The sequence below is a fragment of the Methylosinus sp. shoA genome, assembly GCF_059718125.1.
On sequence record NZ_AP046091.1, the window covers coordinates 126574 to 145683 of the forward strand.

At 67.5% G+C, this 19110-nt stretch carries 12 protein-coding genes and 1 tRNA gene; 7 read left to right on the plus strand and 6 right to left on the minus strand.

What is annotated here, in order from left to right:
* Window positions 1-58 precede the first annotated feature (58 nt).
* The 4 genes from AC6IW9_RS00700 to AC6IW9_RS00715 all read left to right on the plus strand — a co-directional run bounded on the left by AC6IW9_RS00700 (window position 59) and on the right by AC6IW9_RS00715 (window position 6105).
* On the plus strand, window positions 59-1399 hold the full coding sequence (locus AC6IW9_RS00700) for an ABC transporter substrate-binding protein (protein WP_497767878.1): 1341 nt from the start codon (window positions 59-61) through the stop codon (window positions 1397-1399).
* Window positions 1396-2709, plus strand: a complete 1314-nt coding sequence (locus AC6IW9_RS00705) for a di-heme oxidoreductase family protein (protein WP_497767879.1) — start codon at window positions 1396-1398, stop codon at window positions 2707-2709. The genes AC6IW9_RS00700 and AC6IW9_RS00705 overlap by 4 nt, the downstream gene beginning before the upstream one ends.
* A gap of 31 nt (window positions 2710-2740) precedes the next feature.
* A complete protein-coding gene (locus AC6IW9_RS00710) occupies window positions 2741-4879 on the plus strand; it encodes a TonB-dependent receptor (protein ID WP_497767882.1) in 2139 nt (712 codons plus the stop codon).
* A 155-nt stretch (window positions 4880-5034) separates the two neighbouring features.
* The gene (locus tag AC6IW9_RS00715) at window positions 5035-6105 is read left to right on the plus strand and encodes a hypothetical protein (RefSeq protein ID WP_497767885.1); all 1071 of its coding nucleotides are present in this window, start codon (window positions 5035-5037) and stop codon (window positions 6103-6105) included.
* Between the two features lie 33 nt (window positions 6106-6138).
* On the opposite strand, the gene AC6IW9_RS00720 is transcribed toward AC6IW9_RS00715, so the two are convergent.
* Together AC6IW9_RS00720 and AC6IW9_RS00725 are read right to left on the minus strand one after the other, a co-directional pair.
* Window positions 6139-6223: transfer RNA gene (locus AC6IW9_RS00720), tRNA-Tyr, on the minus strand.
* Between the two features lie 107 nt (window positions 6224-6330).
* Window positions 6331-7542 (minus strand): glycosyltransferase family 4 protein, encoded by a 1212-nt coding sequence (locus AC6IW9_RS00725; RefSeq protein WP_497767888.1) that lies wholly within the window; start codon window positions 7540-7542, stop codon window positions 6331-6333.
* A gap of 159 nt (window positions 7543-7701) precedes the next feature.
* Between AC6IW9_RS00725 and AC6IW9_RS00730 the strand changes: the two genes are divergently transcribed.
* Together AC6IW9_RS00730 and AC6IW9_RS00735 are read left to right on the plus strand one after the other, a co-directional pair.
* Window positions 7702-8493: an alpha/beta hydrolase gene (locus AC6IW9_RS00730; RefSeq protein WP_497767891.1), complete on the plus strand. Its 792-nt coding sequence runs from the start codon at window positions 7702-7704 to the stop codon at window positions 8491-8493.
* Between the two features lie 79 nt (window positions 8494-8572).
* Window positions 8573-9370, plus strand: a complete 798-nt coding sequence (locus AC6IW9_RS00735) for a YdcF family protein (protein WP_497767894.1) — start codon at window positions 8573-8575, stop codon at window positions 9368-9370.
* On the opposite strand, the gene AC6IW9_RS00740 is transcribed toward AC6IW9_RS00735, so the two are convergent.
* The 4 genes from AC6IW9_RS00740 to AC6IW9_RS00755 form a co-directional block, all read right to left on the minus strand.
* Window positions 9371-10222, minus strand: a complete 852-nt coding sequence (locus tag AC6IW9_RS00740) for a LuxR C-terminal-related transcriptional regulator (protein WP_497767897.1) — start codon at window positions 10220-10222, stop codon at window positions 9371-9373.
* 902 nt (window positions 10223-11124) lie between these two features.
* Window positions 11125-11562 carry an RrF2 family transcriptional regulator gene (locus tag AC6IW9_RS00745; RefSeq protein WP_497767899.1) on the minus strand — a complete coding sequence of 146 codons (438 nt, stop codon included), beginning with the start codon at window positions 11560-11562 and terminating at the stop codon, window positions 11125-11127.
* A 291-nt stretch (window positions 11563-11853) separates the two neighbouring features.
* The gene (locus AC6IW9_RS00750; RefSeq protein WP_497767902.1) at window positions 11854-14109 is read right to left on the minus strand and encodes a primosomal protein N'; all 2256 of its coding nucleotides are present in this window, start codon (window positions 14107-14109) and stop codon (window positions 11854-11856) included.
* 102 nt (window positions 14110-14211) lie between these two features.
* Window positions 14212-14907 carry a hypothetical protein gene (locus AC6IW9_RS00755; protein WP_497767905.1) on the minus strand — a complete coding sequence of 232 codons (696 nt, stop codon included), beginning with the start codon at window positions 14905-14907 and terminating at the stop codon, window positions 14212-14214.
* A gap of 565 nt (window positions 14908-15472) precedes the next feature.
* Between AC6IW9_RS00755 and AC6IW9_RS00760 the strand changes: the two genes are divergently transcribed.
* The gene (locus tag AC6IW9_RS00760; RefSeq protein WP_497767908.1) at window positions 15473-19099 is read left to right on the plus strand and encodes a vitamin B12-dependent ribonucleotide reductase; all 3627 of its coding nucleotides are present in this window, start codon (window positions 15473-15475) and stop codon (window positions 19097-19099) included.
* The last annotated feature ends 11 nt before the right edge of the window (window positions 19100-19110 follow it).

A 19110-nucleotide genomic window follows, 5' to 3' on the forward strand; every position in this document is an offset into this window, starting at 1 on the left:
GCATTACGGGCGCCCATGTCGATTGACAGGGCGGCGGCGGTCGCCTTATCTTTTCGTTATGAAGTTCGAACACATAGCGATATTTCCCCGGCCCAGCCGGCGCGCCCTCCTCACCGGGCTGCCCGCCGCGCTCGGCGCCGCTCTGCTCTCCCGCGAGGCGCGCGCCGCCGGCGAGACTTTGGTGGTCGTCACGAGCTTCCCGGAAGAGCTGACCACACGCTACGAAGCCGAATTCGAAAAGGCGAATCCGGGCCTCCATGTCCAATTCGTCTGGAAGCAGTCGCGCGACGCGCTCGCGCTCCTCGGCCGGCCCGACCAGGGCGGAGCCGATGTCTACTGGGCTCCGTCTCTCGGCAATTTCCCTATATTGCGAGACCGCGGCGCCTTCCGCCCGCTGTCGGTCGATCGCGCCGCTCTGCCGGGCCGGCTCGGAGACCAGCCCCTGTCCGATCCGCGGGGCATGTTCGAGGCTTACGACATCGCCGGCTACGGGATCGTCTATGATCCGGCCGCGCTCGCCGCCCTCGGCCTCGCCGCGCCCCGACGCTGGCGCGATCTCGCCGCGCCGGCCTTCGCGGGTCGCATCGCCATGCCCCTCGCCGGCAAGGTCGGCTTCTCGCCGGCGCTCTACGACATCATTCTGCAGGCCGAGGGGTGGGAGCGCGGCTGGGCGCTACTGTGCGAGATCGCCGGCGGCGCGGAGATCGCCGGCTCCGGCCCGGGTCCGACCGGCGCGGTGAAGGAGGGGCGCGCCGCGCTCGGCCTCACCATCGATTTCCTGGCGCTCGGCGCGCAGGCCAATGGCGCGAACATCGGCTTCGTCTATCCCGAGCGCACCGCCTTTCTGCCCGGCCATATCGCGATCACGGCCGGAACGCGCCGCCCCGAGGCGGCGAGGGCCTTCGTCGATTTCGCGCTTTCGACGAAAGGACAGAAGCTGCTGATGGAGGCCGACAGCAGCCGCCATCCGGCGCGGCCGGACGCCTATGCCGGCAAGGCCGAGCGGATCGTCGATCCGTTCTCGCTGCCGCGAGATTCGTTCTTCGGCTATGACGCCGAGATCGGCCGGCGGCGGCCCGGCCTCGTCAGCGTATTGTTCGACCTCGCCATTGCCGAGCGCCACGCCGAGGCCGTGGCGTTCTGGCGCGGCCTCCGCGCCGCCGAGGCCCGTCTCGCCGCGGCGCCCGACTCCGTGGCGGCCGAGATCGTCGCCGAGGCGCGCAAGCTCGCGGGCTTCGTCCCCGTCTCCGCCGGCGAAGCGTCGGACCCCGCTTTGCTCGACCGATTCGGCGGGCGCGAAATCAAAGACGCGGAGCGCGCGTCGCGCTGGCGCGCCGAGATCGCCGCGGCTCGCGCCGAGGCGACGCGGCTTCTCGCTTCCCTCGATGCGCGTCTGTGAGATCTATCCTCGCTCTGGCGGCGCTGGCGCTCCTCTCCGCCGGCGCCCCTTACGAAAACTCCCGGCTCGACGGCGAAGTCTTCTCGCGGCCTCTTCCCGGCCTCGACGACGCTTTCTTGCGTGTCTTCCGCGAGGGGAGCGGCCTCTTCCGCCGAGCCTGGGTCGTCGGCCCGTCGCTCGACTCGTCCGAGCTGACCGGCCTCGGCCCGCTCTACAACCGCCTCTCCTGCATCGCCTGCCACGTGAAGAATGGCCGCGGCCCCGCGCCGGATCCGGAAAACGGGATTGCACGCGCGATGGTCGTGCGCCTCGGCGTCGAAGGCCGTGACGCGCATGGCGGCCCGCCTCCGCATCCGATCTATGGCGCGCAGCTCAATCCCGAAGGGATTCCCGGCGTCCCCGGAGAAGGCCGCGCCATCGTCGATTTCGAAGAATTCGAGACGCGCCTCGACGACGGGGAAACCATGGCGATGCGCCGTCCCCGTTTCTCGTTCCGCGATCTGGCATATGGACCGATCGGCGCGGAGACGAAGACGTCGCTACGCAATGCGCCCCCCGTCTTCGGCCTCGGCCTCTTGGAGGCCGTGCCGGAAGAGGAGATTCTGACCCATGCGGCGGGCCCGGGCGGCGGTCGGCCGAACCATGTCTACGACATGGCGGCCGGCCGCGTCGCGCTCGGCCGCTTCGGCCTCAAGGCCAATCAGCCCGATCTGCGCCAGCAGATCGCCAACGCTTTCGCCGAGGACATCGGGATCGGCTCCGCGCTGTTTCCGGCGGCCGGCTGCGCGCCCGGGCAGACCGCCTGTCGCGCGGCCGCGGGCTCGGATATCGAATTGTCGGCAAAAAGGCTCGATGCGACGCTCGCCTATATGCGCGGTCTCGCCGTCCCGGCGCGGCGCAATGCCGACGATCCCGGCGTGCGGCGCGGCGAGGCGCTGTTCGCCGAGCTCGGATGCTCGTCCTGCCATCGCGAGACGCTGCGGCTCGGCGCGGTGGCTTTCGCGCCGGCCCTGAGCGGCGCCGAGATCCACCCCTATACCGACCTGCTGATCCACGACATGGGCGAAGAACTCTCCGACGGCCGCGAGGATTTCGAGGCCGGCCCGCGCGATTGGCGCACGCCGCCGCTCTGGGGCCTCGGCCTCGCCCGACGATTCATCGCGACAGGCCTTCTGCACGACGGCCGCGCCCGCAACGCCGGCGAGGCGATCCTCTGGCACGGCGGCGAAGCCCGCGAATCGCAGCAGCGCTTCCGCGCCCTGCCGCGCGCGGAACGGGAGGCGCTGCTCGCCTTCCTCGATTCTCTCTAGAAGCTCGACGACCAATCGGGGGGATTGGATGATGACGCACGACACGACTTATATCGCGACCTTGGCCGCTGTGAGCGTCGCCGCAATGGCGACGGGAGCCCGCGCCGCGGAGCAGCCGCAGCCCTTCTATCTCGGCGAGATCCATGTCGGCGCGCAACGGACGAGCGCGCCGGAGAAGAAGACAGACAAGAAGAAGGACGACGGCCCCGCCCCGGCGCAGACGACCGATTCCTTCGGCGGCAATGTGCTGAGCAACCGGCAGATCGAGACATATCAGCGCGACTCGCTCGACCGCGCGATCAATCTCGCGCCCGGCGTCGTCAGCCATTCGACCGGCGGCTCGCGCAACGAGCAGAACATTTATGTGCGCGGCTTCGACCGCTGGCAGGTTCCTCTCACCGTGGACGGCGTCCGCGTCTATCTGCCCGCCGACAACCGGCTCGATTTCGCCCGCTTCCTGACGCCGGACATCGCCGCCGTGCAGATCGCCAAGGGCTATGTCTCGGTTCTCGACGGTCCCGGCGGCATGGGCGGCCAGATCAACCTCGTCTCGCGCAAGCCGACCCGGGAGATCGAAGGAGAATTGCGCACGGGCCTCGAGTTCGGCCGCGACGGGACCTATGAGGGCATAAAGACCTACGGCCTCATCGGAACCAAGCAGGAGAATTACTATCTCCAGGTCAGCGGCGCCTGGCGCGACCTGCGCGGCTGGATGCTGCCGGAGAGCTTCACGCCGACCGCCAATCAGGGCGAAGGACAGCGCGGCAATTCGCAAGCCTATGATTGGAACGTGAACGCCAAGGCGGGCTACACGCCGAATGCGACAGACGAATATTCGCTGAGCTTCATCCGCCAGGACGGCAAGAAGGGCGCGCCTTTCCACATCACCGACCCGATCGCCAGCCAGCGCTATTGGAGCTGGCCCTACTGGCGCGTACAGAACCTCTATTTCCTCTCCAACACCAAGCTCGGCGATGATTTCTATCTGAAGACCAAGGCCTATTGGAGCAAGTTCGACAACGGCCTCTTCTCCTACAACGACACCGATCTCACGATACAGAGGACACAAAGGGCCTTCCGCAGCTATTACCAGGACTATGCGCTCGGCGCCGACGTCGAGGCGGGCGCCGAGATCGAAGGCGTCGACACGCTGAAGATCGCCGGCCATTATCGTTTCGACGAGCATGCGGCCTGGCAGGATTTTTACGGCGTGAACGCCTCCGGCGGATCGGCCGGCTGCGAGACCAATATCGTCTGCTTCACCCAGCCGATGGTCTATGCGCAGGAGGACACCTACTCCCTCGCGATCGAGAACACGTTCCATCCGACCAAGGACATCGACCTCGTGCAGGGCTTCGCCTACGACTGGCGCCATCTGCGCAAGGCGGAGGACTATGTCGTCGGCTCGGGCGTCTTGAACTATCCGCTGAGGGACATGACGGCGCCCAATTTCCAGGGCGCGGCGATCTGGCGCTACAACGACACGGACAAGGTCTATTTCAACGTCTCCGATCGCGCGCGCTTCCCCACGCTGTTCGAGCGTTTCAGCACGCGCTTCGGCGGCGCCACCTCCAATCCGAGCCTCAGGCCGGAGCGCGCGATCAATTTCGATCTCGGCTGGTCGAGCGAGTTCGCGCCGGGCGGCCGCGTGTCGGTGGACATCTTCCACAGCATCGTCAGCGATCTCATTCAGAACGTGCCGGTTCCCCAATATGGCGCCGGCGTCACGCAGAGCCAGAATGTCGGCGACGGCCGCTTCTGGGGCGGCGAAATCTCGGTCGACTACGCGCCCGCGGACAATTTCTCGCTCGGCGGCAATCTCACTTTGATGCGCCGGAGCGTCACTGCGCCCTATATCGCCAATTTCCAGCCGATCGGCGTGCCCGACGGAAAAATGTTCCTGTTCGCGGCCTATCGGCCGATCCAGGAGCTCACTTTCACGCCGAATGTCGAAATGGCGAGCAATCGCTGGACGTCGAACACGAGCGGCTCGATCTATTATCGGACCGGCGCCTTTTTCCTCTTCAACATGCAGGCGGACTATCAGGTCCACGAGAATGTGAAGCTCACCGCCGGCGTGCGCAATCTGTTCGACACGGCCTATACTCTGACCGACGGCTTCCCCGAGCCCGGCCGCAGCTTCTACCTCGGCGCCAAGGCGACATTCTAGCGCGTGGACGACTCCGCGATGGGAGGCCGAGAGTTGCGAATGTCTTCGCGCTCCAACGGCCTCCCTCCGCCTCCGCCGCCTCGGGCTGTCTTGCCAGGACGCGCCGCCCCCTCGATAGTCCGGCTGACCGAGACGGGACCGAAGAGCGTCGGAAAATGTTGGGCAGCAGCAATATCCATGCGTCGGATAGTTTGCGCATCGACTATTTCTGGAACGACGAGAACGGGCGCGACAAGCTCGCCTTCGTGTTCAGCGGGCGCGGCAATCGGATACTCGGCGGCAATAGTTTCGGAGGTGACTTTCTCCTGGTGAACGGCTTCGACGTCATCGCCTTCAAGTCGAGCGCGGACGACTGGTTCCAGGAGACGCCCTTCGAGATTTTCGCGACGATCGACGCGCTCTGCGCCGAGAAGGGATACGAGTCGCGGGTTTCTATGGCGAACTCCATGGGCGCCTATGCCGCGATCGCATTCTCGAAGCTACTGAAGCTCGATAAAGTCGTCGCCTATTGTCCCCAATACAGCGTGCAGTCGTCCTTCGACAAGCGCTTCGCCGCGGACCCGGCCATAGACTGGCGCTATGTCATCTCGGGCGAGACGATCGGCGAGACCTGCAAATTCGTCGTCGTCTACGACAAGCGCGATTTCGACCGCCTTCATGTCCGCCGGCTGAAGGCGATCATTCCTCCGGAGAATTTCGAAGAGCTGCTTCTGCCTTACGTCGGCCATGGGGTGACGACCTATCTCCACGAGATCGGACGGCTCAAGGAGACGACGTTGAGCCTCCTGCAGGGCCGGCGTCCGAGCCTGCGCGATCTGCGCGCGGATCGGCGCCGCTCGGGCCAATATCTCACGATGCTGACCGAACGGCTGGCGCGCCGGAAGAAATACAATGTCTTGGCGGCCCTCGCCCAATATTCCAATCATCGCCTGATGCAGAGAAACCACGAGGCCATCTTGCACGAGGCGGTGGCGCGGCAATATCGCCTGCTCGTCGAACGGATGACGCGGCCGGGCCCCGTGACCGCGTGGGCGCTGTCGAGCCGTCTCTATCCGATCGTAAAACTGTTCGAATGGCTGGAGATCGCCCGCCTGAAACGGCTCGGTTTCGACGAGACCTTCTATTCGCGGAAGAATACGGACGTTCTGCAATATCGGGGCCGGCCGATCCTGCATTTCGTCCGCCATGGCAGACGCGAAGGCCGGCTGATCCAATTTCGCGGATGAGGGGCGAGGCCGCCGATGGTGGGGGAAGGCCGATGGTGGGGGAAGTAGGACTCGAACCTACGAAGGCATAGCCAGCGGATTTACAGTCCGCCCCCTTTGCCGCTCGGGACATTCCCCCAGAGCCGCGCGCGCCCCGACGAAACGGGGCGGACGAGCAGGGCGCATATGGGGAAATTGCCTTCCCGCTGTCAACTCGAAAATGGCTTCGGCCCGGGACGGGCGAGGTCAGAGCGTGCGTTCCGCCAGCAGCCGTTCATAGACGGCGAGCGTCGCGGCGCACATGCGCTCGATGGAGAAATGCGCCTGCACGTGACGCCGCGCCCGCGCCGTCAGGGCGTCGCGCTCGGAGGGCCGCAGCTCGAGCGCGACACGGATCGCCTGCGCCAGAGCCACGCCGTCGCCGGCCGGAACGCGCCAGCCGGTCGCCTCCGCCGCCGGCGCCTGGGGCGGAGCGAGCACCGTCTCGACCGCGGCGCCGCAATCCGAGACGACCGCCGGCGCGCCGAGCGCCTGCGCCTCGATCGCAACGCGGCCGAACGCCTCGGACCTGATGGACGGGGCCACGGCGACGGCGGCGGCGAGATAGGCCGCCGGCATGTCGGCCCAATAGCCAGGCGTCAGGACGACGCCCTCGAGCCCTGCGCGGGAAATCTGCGCCGCGACGCTCTGCGCGAAGCCGGCGTTCGGCGCATCGCCGACGCAGACGAAGCGCACATCCGTCACGCCCTCCGCGACGAGGCGCCGGGCCGCCTCGATCAACACCGGATGGCCTTTGCGCGCCGCGAGCCGCGCCGGCAGCAGCACGACCCGATGATGCGGCGCGACTCCCCAGGCGGCGCGCGCCCGCTCGACGCGGGCGGGCTCGACGGCGGCCGGCGAGAAGGCGCGCAGATCGACGCCGCGGGCGATCACGACCACGCGCTCCGCCGCGCCCGGATAGAGCTCGGCGATGTGGCTCGCGGTGAAAGCCGAATTGGCGATCACCGCGTCGCCCGCCGCCATGATCGAGTTATAGCGCTGCTTGATCGCCGAGGATCCTCCATAGACGCTGTGGTAGGTGGTCACGAAGCGCGCTCTCGCCCGCCTCGCGGCGTAATAGGCGACCCAGGCGCAGGCGCGCGAGCGGGCGTGAACGATGTCTACGCCCTCCTCGCGCAGGATGCGGGCGAGGCGCGCCGAATTGAGCGCCATAGCGAGGGGATTTTTGGTCGCCGCGGGAAAGGGCAGCCAGACGCCGCCCTTGGCCTGCAGCTCGCTCACCATCCGGCCGCCGGCGGTGGCGACGAGCGCGCGCGCGCCGGCCTCGTGCAGCGCCTGCGCGATGTCGATCGCGGCGCGTTCGGCCCCGCCCGACTGCAGGTCGGGGACGATCTGCATCACGGTGCGGCCGGCGAGAGCGCGGCTGCTCGAGGGAAAGGCGGCGATATCCTGTAGCATGCGGCGTTCGAGCTGGATAAACGAGACGGTCGGCGCGAGGAAGGCGAAGTCGGCCCCGTCTTCGACCGAAAATTGGGCCGAGAGTATGGCCCGCGGCGAATCCGTGCGGGTCGCAGGGGTTCGCCCTGTCGCGCGAGCGGGGTCGGAAAGGAGCGGGCCATGCAGGACGCAGAGGACGAATCGCGCTTCTTGGACGTCATCCCCGCGGAGGGCGCTCCGCGCCGCATCGCATTTCGGCGGCGGCTGCCGCACGGCGCGAGCGCGCTGCGGCCGGGAGTCGTGTTTCTCGGTGGTTTCGCCTCCGACATGCAGGGCTCGAAGGCCATGTTCCTGGACGAATGGGCGAAGCGCGAGGGCCGCGCTCTGCTGCGCTTCGATTATTCCGGCCATGGCGAATCGGGCGGGCGCTTCGAGGACGGGACGATCGGCGCCTGGCTCGAGGACAGCCTCGCCGTGTTCGACGTCGCGGCGAAGGGGCCGCAGATCCTCGTCGGGACCTCGATGGGCGGCTGGATCGCGCTGCTGCTGACGCTGAGGCTGGCCGCAACGGGGCGGCGCCCGCACGCGCTCGTGCTGATCGCTCCCGCCGTCGATTTTACCGAGGAGCTCTTGTGGAAATCCGCCGGCGAGACGGCGCGGCGCGCCATTCTCGAGCGGGGCGTCTGGCTGCGGCCCTCGCGCTATGCGCCGGAGCCGACCCCGATCACCCGCGCTCTGATCGAGGACGGGCGCGCGCATCTCCTGCTGGGCGCCCTGATCCGCACCCATGCGCCGGTGCATATTCTGCAGGGAATGCAGGACGAGGACGTCCCTTATGCCCATGCGCTGCGCCTCGTCGACCGCCTGTCCGCCGACCCCGTCACGCTGTCGCTGATCGTCGACGGCGATCATCGGCTGTCGCGGCCTCGGGATCTCGACCATCTCGCCGCGACGCTCGACGCGCTCGGCTGACCCGCCGGGCCTTCGGCGATTGACGAACGCGCGGCCGGCGCGCTACCGCCCTGCCTTCGATCCCCGCCAGAGCCGCCCGATGTTTTTCATTCTCTCGAAGATCGCCGCCTTCTTCTTCTCTCCTTCCAACGCCGTCGTGTTCCTGTTGGCGATCGGCGTCGCGCTGCTGTTCACGCGCTACGCGAAGATCGGGCGGAGGCTGGCGACGCTCGGCGTCGTCGCCCTGCTGGTCGCGGCGCTCTCGCCGATAGGCGGCGTTCTGATGATCACGCTCGAAAATCGCTTCCCTCCGCCGCCGGAGGACGCGCCGGCGCCCGACGGCATCATCGTGCTCGGCGGCGCAATGGACGAAGACGTCACCTTCTCGCGCGGACGCGCCGCCTTGAACGACGCCGGCGAGCGGCTCGTCGCTTTCGTCGAACTCGCTCGCCGCTATCCGCAGGCGCGCCTCGTCTTCACCGGCGGCTCGGCCGCGCTGACGGACGCGAGCCACACGGAAGCGGAGGCCGCGGAGATCTTCTTTCGCGAGATCGGCTTCGATCCCGAACGCGTCATCTATGATAACCGCTCGCGCAACACTTGGGAAAATGCGCTGTTCACGCGCGAACTGGTGAAGCCGGCGCCGTCCGAGCGCTGGCTGATCGTCACCTCGGCCTCGCATATGCCGCGCGCCATGGGCATATTTCGCCGCACCGGCTTTCCGGCGACCGCCTTTCCGGTGGATTATCGCACGGTCGGGAGCCGAGGCTGGAGCCTGCGCCCCGACCGGCGCATCGGCGACGCGCTCGCGTTCTTCGACGCGGCCATGCACGAATGGATCGGTCTCGCCGTCTATCATTGGACCGGCAAGACCGACGCTCTGTTTCCCGCGCCCTGATCAGTCGCGCGGTGTCTTCTTGGAGCGGCTGGGACCCGGCGCGTCGACGGCGCGGCCCGTCGGCGACGCGGCCGTCCAGGAACCGTGCTTCATCTCCAGGAAGAGGGAGATCGCCTGGGCGCGATTGCGCACCTCGAGCTTCTCGAACAAGTTCCGCAAATGGAATTTGATCGTATTGATCGAGACGCCGAAATCCTTGGCGAGCTGATTGTTGGTGTGGCCGGAGCCGAGCGCGGAGAGGAGGCTGCGCTCCCGCAGGGTCAGATTCTCCAGGGGATCGGCGCGCATCTTGCGGATGTCGACGAAGGGGAACACCATGTCGCCGGCGGCCACCGAAGCCAGCACGTCGAGCAGCCGCTCCGGCGGGGCGCGCTTGCTGACGAAGCCGGCGCCGCCGAGCTGCAGCGTCTCGGCCGGAGCGGCGGGGTCGTTGGTGCCGCTGTAGACGACGATCTTGGGCGCGGAGGGCTGGCGCGAGAGGGCCCGCAAAACCTCGCGCGCGTGCAGCGTCGGCAATTGCCAGCCGATGATCGCGATCTGGAACTGATGGAGCTTGGCCGCGTCCAGGAACTCCTCGCCGTCGGTCACCTTCAGCACGAGGTTGAAGCGGCGGTCGGCGGCCAGCAGCGTCTCGAGCCCGGCGAGAATCAGCGGGCTCTTGTCGGCGATGGCCACGTCGATCGGAAAGGCGCCGCCCGACTCCCTGCGATCCGCCCCTTCGGACGGGGCGTCCGCCGCCTTCTGTCGCAGGGCGGGCCTGGGACTGTCGACGCTCGATTGGGCGGCGGGGCCGGCACGACCGGCGACTCGCGTTCTTTCATCTCCGAGCTTCGTCGAAGACGTCGAGGCCATGGACCACTCCAAAGAAAACGCTGCGCCGGCAGTCGGGACCGCCCTCGGTCCAACGCATGCGGGCGGCCCGCCACCGAGCCCGAGGGCGAGACCTCGAATATATATGTTGTGATTCCGGTTGGAAAGCCTGGCTGCCGACCGATTCCGGGCAATCGGTGGAAAGGCCACAGCGCTCGCTCTCATGCCGAGGCGCGCGGTTGCGAGCCGCATCCTCGAAGCACGAGGGCGAACTCCCGGGTCGCCGGGTAATTCCCGTGCTTCGAGACGGCTCCTTCGGAGCCTTCTCGGCATGAGGGAAACCTTCACCCGATCACACTGGCCGACCGATGGGGTGGAGGATATCCGCCGGCGGAGCGCCGCTTGCGGGACCCTTTGAGGTCGTGCAGGCGGGGAAACGCCGCCCGAAAAGCCGGCGCGGCGCATCGACCGTCGCCGACACGCCGCGCAGATGCACGGATCCGTGACCGCTGGTCAGTCGCTGAGGACCCAACGGGCCGCGAAATAAGCCGCCGCGCCGATCGCAATGATCGCGACCATGCCGACCGGGGTCGCCGCATAGCTCGTCAACTCGAGAATAGCTCCCATAACGCTTCCTCCTCCTGTCACGCCCGAGGTTGGTCGGGCCACCAGCCGCGCTACGATATCACTGATGACAAGCGGAGTCTCGCCGTCACACGCGAATCGCCCGGTGGATGTCGATCGCCGGCTCATGCGGACGACCCGAACGGCTGAGGCGCGCCGGCTTTCGACGTCGGCCTTGCCCTACGCGTCGGTCCACCGGTCTGAAGCCCAATGTCGGACGAGCCGATCGGCGCCGCGATCCACGGTTGCGGCGCTGGGTGGGCATTATTGTAGGCGCCCTTCCTTGTCAAGAAGCCCCCGCGCCGCCTCCAGGCCGTCGGCTACCGCAAGAGCCTGTTTTCGCGGCCGCCGCCGCGGTCGCGCAGCGACGCGATGCTGGCGCGATCCAGAACGAGGGCGATCGATTCGCGAACGTCGAGCATGATGTCGCGGATCGCGCAAGCGTCCTCGTCGGGGCAATCGGCGCAGCGCTGATAGGCCGTCTTGCTGGCGCAGGCGATGGGGGCGAGAGGGCCGTCGAGAATGCGGATGATCTGCCCGACCGTGATCTTCTCCGCCGGCCTCGCCAGCAGATAGCCGCCGTTTTTCCCCTTCTTGCTATTGAGAACGCCGGCGTTCCTGAGCTCCACCAGAATGGCGTCGAGAAACTTGCGCGGAATATTGTTGTCTCGCGCTATGTCGCCCGCCAGGCACTGCCCTTCGGCGCTCGCCAGATGGATCAGCGCCTTCAACCCATATTTGGCCTTGTTCGACAGCATGACGGAAGATCATTCCCCTCGGCGACGTCAGGACGAGAAATCGGCGCCTCGATCTTATCTCCATTCGCCGATATTTCCTACCGGTCCTCTGGAGCGCCCGCCTCCGCGGCGGTCCTCCACCAGCAAGATTCCATCGGCGCCGTTCCCCTGCTCCAGCCCGCGCTACGGCGCGGGCCTCCGGCTTGCGCCGCCGCTCTTTTCATCGCCGGGGAAAGAAGGCGAGCGGCCGAACGGCAGGGCGCGGCGGCGAGAGCGGCGCCGCGCCGCCAGGCGCAGGACGCGTCGGCGCTCTCACCAGAAGCTCTGAGGATCGACATCCACCGTCACCCGCACGCCGCCGCGCTCCTTCGGCGCGGCGGCGAGCATGGCGCGCAGAAAGGCCTGGAGGTCGGCGCTGCGCGGCGCCTTCGCCAGCAGACGGAAGCGATAGCGGCCGCGGATCAGCGCGATCGGCGCCTCGGCCGGGCCGAGCACGACGATCTCGCCCTCCTCCGGCAAGCCGCCTGCCGGTGCGACGCGATAGCGCTCGGTCGCCGGCAAGCCGTGCGCCGCCTGGACCAGCGCCCGCGCATGGGCCTCGGCGGCACCGGCGTCCTTGGCCGACACGATCAGCGCCGCGAGCCGGCCGAAGGGCGGGAGCCCTGCGCGCTCGCGCAACGCCGTCTCTTCCTCGTAGAAGCGCTCCGCCTCGCCCGAGAGGAGCGCGCGAACGACCGGATGATCGGCCTGCCAGCTCTGAATCAGCGCCCTGCCCGGCTTGTCGCCGCGCCCGGCGCGGCCGGTCACCTGGTTCAAGAGCTGAAATGTGCGCTCGGCGGCGCGCGGATCGGAGCTGCCGAGCCCCGAATCCGCGTCGATGACGCCGACCAGCGTGAGATAAGGAAAATTATGCCCCTTGGCGACGAGTTGCGTGCCGATGACGATGTCGAAGGCGCCGGCCGCGATCTCGGCGAGCTCGCCCCGCAGCCGCTCCTGCCCGCCGGGAAAATCCGAGGACAGCACCAGCACGCGCGCTTCTGGAAATAGGACCGCCGCCTCCTCCGCGAGGCGCTCGACGCCCGGCCCGCAGGCGGCGAGCGAATCCTCCGCCTCGCATTCGGGGCAGACGCTCGGGCGCCGCTCGACATGGCCGCAATGATGGCAGACCAGCGCGCGGCGGAAGCGGTGCTCGACGAGCCAGGCGTCGCAATTGGGACAGCGGAAGCGATGTCCGCAGCTGCGGCAGAGGGTCAAGGGCGCATAGCCGCGCCGATTGAGGAAGAAGAGGACCTGCTCGCCGCGCGCGATGGTCTCGGCCGCCTCCTGTACGAGGCGCGGCGCGATCCAGCGGCCGCGCTCCGGCCCGGCCGAGCGCATGTCGATCGCTTCGATCCGCGGCATGGGACGGGCGCCGGCGCGGGCGGCGAGGCGCAGATGGCCGTACCGCCCGCTCCGGGCGTTGACGCGCGTCTCGATCGAGGGCGTCGCCGAAGCGAGCGCGATCGTCGCCCCCTCGAGCCGCGCGCGCACCACCGCCATGTCGCGGGCGTGATAGGCGACGCCGTCCTCCTGCTTATAGGCGGCCTCGTGCTCCTCGTCGACGACGATGAGCCGCAGATCGGAAAAGGGCAGGAACAGCGCCGAGCGCGCGCCGGCGACGACCCGCGCCTCGCCCAGAGCGACGCCGCGCCAGAGCCGCGCGCGCTTGCGCTGCGAGACGCCGGAATGCCATTCGGCGGGCCTCGCGCCGAATCGGGCGGAAAAGCGCTCGAGAAATTGCGCCGTGAGCGCGATCTCGGGCATCAGCACCAGCGCCTGTCCGCCCGCGCGCAGGGCGGCGGCGACGGCCTCGAAATAGACCTCGGTCTTGCCGGCGCCGGTGACGCCCTCGAGCAAGAAAGGCCGATAGCCGCCCGCCGCCACTGCCCCGGCGAGCGCGTCGGCGGCGGCGCATTGCTCGGGCTCCAGCGAAAAAGGCGCGAAATCGGGATCGAGCGCAGGGGCGACCGGCTCGGACGGCAGGGCCACCGCCTCCAGCGTCCCTTCGTCGACCAGCGCGTCGACGACGCCGGCCGAGCAGGCGGCGGCGCGGGCGAGTTCGCCCTTGGCGAAGACGAGGCCGCCTTCCGCGGCGGCGATCACGCGCGCGCGGGCCAGCGTGATCCGCTCGGGGGGCGGCCCTGTGAGACGATAGCCGACGCGCGGCGTCTCGGGCGCCGCCTCCTCGACGGCGCGGGTGGCGAGGCGCAGCGCCATGCCGCGCGGCGCCAGCGTCCAGCGCGCCACCCAATCGACGAAGGCGCGCAGCTCTTCGCGCAACGGGGGCCGGTCGAGCTTCGCGAGAACGGTCTTGAGGCCGGCGGGAGCGGCGTGAGGATCGGCGAAGCGCCAGACCACGCCGAAGGCCTTGCGCGTCGCGAGCGGAACTTCGACGCAATCGCCCACCGCGAGGCGCAGCCCGGCGGGCGCGCGATAGGAATAGGCGATGTCGACGGCGACCGGGAGAAGCACCTCGACGATGCGCTCGCCCTCTTCTGTCTCCGTCTCGCCGCTCATGCGCGCCGTCATAGAGCGCTTTCCGCTCGAACGGAATCGTTCGAGCGATCGGAATTCGCTCCGAACGAAAAGCCGGCGCGCTTTTGCGGGCCGCGAAATTCTCGGCCGCCCGGCTCAGCGCGCCGCGACGCGCTCTCCCGTGCCGGAACGGGCGAGGGCCCTGCTCCGCGGCCCGTCGGCGGCGGCGGACTTCTGGCTCTCGCGCTTTTCCGTCCCTTTCCGGAACTCCGCGTCGAAGCCGCGGTGGAAAAAGCGGGAAATCTCCGAGACGATCAGCGATTTCACGTCATAGCCGTCGTCGGTCAGCTCCATCTGATAGCAAGCGAGGGCCCGCCCCAGGTCCGGCTCGCGCCCGCTCTTGTCGACGAGATCGCGTCGCGGAACGATGTTGACGAGCGCCCGTTCGGCGAGCCCGTGATCGACCGCCGAGAAATAGCGCATGGGAGCCGTCGAGCGCTCGAACTCGCAATGAAGAAATCGATCTCCCTGGCTCTCCTGGGCGAGTTCGGGAAGATGCAGAAGACGGTCGACCTCGCGCGGGCCGAGATCGGCGGCGAGCTTCGCCAGCTTCGACTGCGCCTCGCGGCTGAATTGCCGGGCTTGCAAGGCGGGATTGATCTTGAAGGCCTGCTCGCCGAGAGCGATCTTGAGATCGCCGACCTCGACGGTCTGCACGCGCGACAGGAGCCTGTCGATCACATCCGCATGGAGGCATGCGAAGGCCGAGGCGCCGGCGACCAAGAGGACGATCGCGAGCGAGAGGGGTCGGCTCAACGCCGTCGCCGGGGGATTTTTCAGAGAATCGGTCATCGTCGTCATCCTTTTTCAATATCGGGTTCGGTCGAGAGAATCGGGTTCAACGCCGGCACCATGCGCCGTTCCCGCGCAGCGGGCAGTGCGGCGGCGCACAGGGTGAACGAGAGGTGAAGCCGGCGTTTCGGGGACCGTCCGCCCCTTCCCGCCCGCGGCCGATTCGCGCCCTTGCCGAATCTCCCGGCTTGTCGAGCCTCGTGGCCGAGCCCGAGGCCGCTTTCCCCCGCAATCCACGACATTTTCAACATGTTGTCAGACCGTAAATTAGGCACACTATATATTGATTGCGTCTTGACGGCGTTCGCGGAGTGACGCAGTGTGAGGAGGTCAAGAGCTGACGCAGCGGCGGATGATCTGAAGAGGCTTGCAAGCGCGCCCGACGGGCCGCGTGCATTTCCTCGCTCGCCTTCGCTGCGCCCGTCGCGCAGGCGATCCGCCACGCGCGGCCGGGCAGTATCTGCGTTTCTTTCAGACGTGGAGTCCCCACAGCACGAAATCCGGCGCGGCCGCCATCGCGGCCGAGCGCGGCGCCGCGCGCGCCCATTGCGAGGATCACGAGACGATGAAGATCGAGCGACGCTACACGAGAGCCGGCCAGTCGCCTTACGCGGATATCGAGTTTCGCGCCGCGCGCAGCGAGATTCGCAATCCCGACGGCTCCGTCGTGTTCCGGCTCGACGACATCGACGCGCCCGCCGATTGGAGCCAGGTGGCGATCGACGTGCTGGCGCAGAAATATTTCCGCAAGGCCGGCGTGCCGGCGAAGCTGAAGTGCGTCGAGGAGCACGACGTTCCGAGCTTCCTCTGGCGCTCGGCGCCCGATTCGGAGGCGCTCGCCCATCTGCCCAAGGACCGGCGCAGCTGCTCGGAGACCTCGGCGCGGCAGGTTTTCGATCGCTTGGCCGGCGCCTGGACCTATTGGGGCTGGAAAGGCGGCTATTTCGACACGGAGGAGGACGCCTCGGCCTTTCAGGACGAATTGCGCTACATGCTGGCGCGTCAGATGGCGGCGCCCAATTCGCCGCAATGGTTCAACACCGGCCTGCACTGGGCCTATGGCATAGACGGGCCGAGCCAGGGCCATTTCTATGTCGACTTCCACACCGGCCGGCTCACCAAGTCGAAGACGGCCTATGAGCATCCGCAGCCGCACGCCTGCTTCATCCAGTCGGTCGAGGACGATCTCGTCAACGACGGCGGCATCATGGACCTGTGGGTGCGCGAGGCGCGCCTGTTCAAATACGGCTCCGGCACCGGCTCGAATTTTTCGAAGCTCCGCGGCGAGAAGGAGAAGCTCTCGGGCGGCGGCTCCTCCTCGGGCCTCATGTCCTTCCTGAAGATCGGCGACCGCGCCGCCGGCGCGATCAAATCCGGCGGCACGACGCGCCGCGCCGCGAAGATGGTGGTGGTCGACGTCGACCATCCCGACATCGAGGCATTCATCGACTGGAAGGTGAAGGAGGAGGAGAAGGTCGCCGCGCTCGTCGCCGGCTCCAGAATCGTCAAGAAGCATTTGAAGGCGGTGATGCGCGCCTGCGTCAATTGCGACGGGCCGGGCTTCGACTGCTTCGATCCCGAGAAGAATCCGGCGCTGAAGCGCGAGATCCGCGCCGCGCGCCGCGCCGAAGTGCCGGAGAACTATATCAAGCGCGTCATTCAATTCGCGCGTCAGGGCTATAAGGACATTTCCTTCGAGACCTATGACACGGATTGGGACAGCGAGGCCTATCTCACCGTCTCCGGCCAGAACTCCAACAATACGGTGCGCGTGTCCGACGAGTTTCTGCGCGCGGTGGAGAATGGCGGCGACTGGAGCCTGACGCGCCGTCTCGACGGCAAGGTCTCGAAGACGCTGAAGGCGCGCGATCTGTGGGAGAAGATCGGCTACGCCGCCTGGGCCTCGGCCGATCCGGGCGTTCAATTCCACACGACGATCAACGACTGGCACACTTGTCCGGCGGGCGGGCCCATTCGCGCGTCGAACCCGTGCTCGGAATATATGTTCCTCGACGACACCGCCTGCAATCTCGCCTCGCTGAACCTGCTGCAGTTCCGCGATTCCGAGAGCAAGCGAATCGACGCCGATTCCTACGAGCACGCCGCGCGGCTCTGGACCATCGTTCTGGAAATCTCCGTGCTGATGGCGCAATTCCCTTCGCGGGAGATCGCCCAGCTCTCCTATGATTATCGCACGCTCGGCCTCGGCTACGCCAATGTCGGCGGCCTGTTGATGTCCTCCGGCATCGCCTATGACAGCGACGCCGCCCGCGCCCTCTGCGGCGCGCTCTCGGCGATCATGACCGGCGTCGCCTATCGCACCTCGGCGGAAATGGCCAAGGAGCGCGGCGCTTTCGAATGCTTCCCGCAGAATCGCGAAGCCATGCTGCGCGTCATCCGCAATCATCGCCGCGCCGCGCATGGCCAGCGCGCCGGTTACGAAGGCCTCTCGACGACGCCCGTTCCGCTCGATCACGCGGCCTGCCCCGATGCGACGCTCGTCTCCCGCGCCATGCGCGCCTGGGACGAGGCGCTCTCGCTCGGCGGGCAATATGGCTATCGCAACGCGCAAGTGTCCGTCGTCGCGCCGACCGGCACCATCGGCCTCGTAATGGATTGCGACACCACCGGCATCGAGCCCGATTTCGCTCTGGTGAAGTTCAAGAAGCTCGCCGGCGGCGGCTATCTGAAGATCGTCAACCGCGCCGTGCCGGAGGCGCTGCGCGCGCTCGGCTATGGCGAGGCGCAGATCGCCGAGATCGAGGCCTATGCCGTCGGCCATGCTTCGCTCTCCAATGCGCCGGCGATCAACACGGCGACGCTGCGCGCGCGCGGCTTCACCGAGGAGAAGATCGCGACGGTGGAGAAGGCGCTCGCCGCCGCCTTCGACATCAAATTCGTCTTCAACAAATGGACGCTCGGCCCCGACTTCCTGACCTCGGCGCTGAAAGTCCCGCAGAACGCGCTCGACGACGCCGATTTCGATCTGCTGACCCATATCGGCTTCTCTCGCCAAGAGATCGAGGCGGCCAATATCCACATCTGCGGCGCCATGACTCTCGAGGGCGCGCCGCATCTCTCGCCCGAGCATTATCCCGTGTTCGATTGCGCCAATCCCTGCGGGCGCCTCGGCAAGCGCTATCTCTCGGTCGAGAGCCACATCCGCATGATGGCGGCGGCGCAGCCCTTCATCTCGGGCGCGATCTCCAAGACGATCAACATGCCGAACGAGGCGACGATCGAGGATTGCGAAGCCGCCTATCTCCTCTCCTGGCGCCTCGCGCTCAAGGCCAACGCCCTCTATCGCGACGGCTCGAAGCTCTCGCAGCCGCTCTCGACCCATCTCGTGTCGGACGCCGAGGACGAAGCGGAGGAGATCGCCGACGAGATCATCTCCGCCAACGCTCCCGCGCGCGCGGCGGCGGTGGCCGAGCGCATCGTCGAGCGCGTGGTGCATCATGTGGTGCGCGAGCGCGAGAAGCTGCCGAACCGGCGCAAGAGCTATATTCAGAAGGCGACGGTCGGCGGCCACAAGGTCTATCTGCACACAGGCGAATACGCCGATGGGCGCCTCGGCGAGATATTCATCGACATGCACAAGGAGGGCGCGGCCTTCCGCAGCCTGATGAATAATTTCGCCATCGCCATCTCGCTCGGCCTGCAATATGGCGTGCCGCTCGAAGAGTTCGTCGACGCCTTTACTTTCACGCGCTTCGAGCCGGCGGGCCCCGTGCAGGGCAATGACGCGATCAAATACGCTACCTCGATCATCGATTATGTGTTCCGCGAATTGGCCGTCTCCTATCTCGGCCGCACCGATCTCGCCCATGTGACGCCGGACGACATCGGCCATGACGCGCTCGGCAAGGGCGAGCATGAGGGCAAGGCGTCGGAGAACGCCTCCTCGATCGTCTCCAAGGGCCTGCTGCGCTCGAAGACGGACCGGCTGATGCTGGTGCGCGGCGGCGCGACGGCGCTGCGCGAGAGCGTGACGGACGAAACAGAGCCGCTGTCGCAGCTCGGCTGGACGGCGCCGACCAAGCATGTGGAGAGCGCCGCCGAGAAGCGCGCCGAAGCGCGGATGAAGGGCTATGTGGGCGAGGCCTGTCCCGAATGCGCGAATTTCACGCTGGTGCGCAATGGGACGTGCTTGAAGTGCGAGACGTGTGGGAGCACGACGGGGTGCTCTTGACCGCGGGAGCT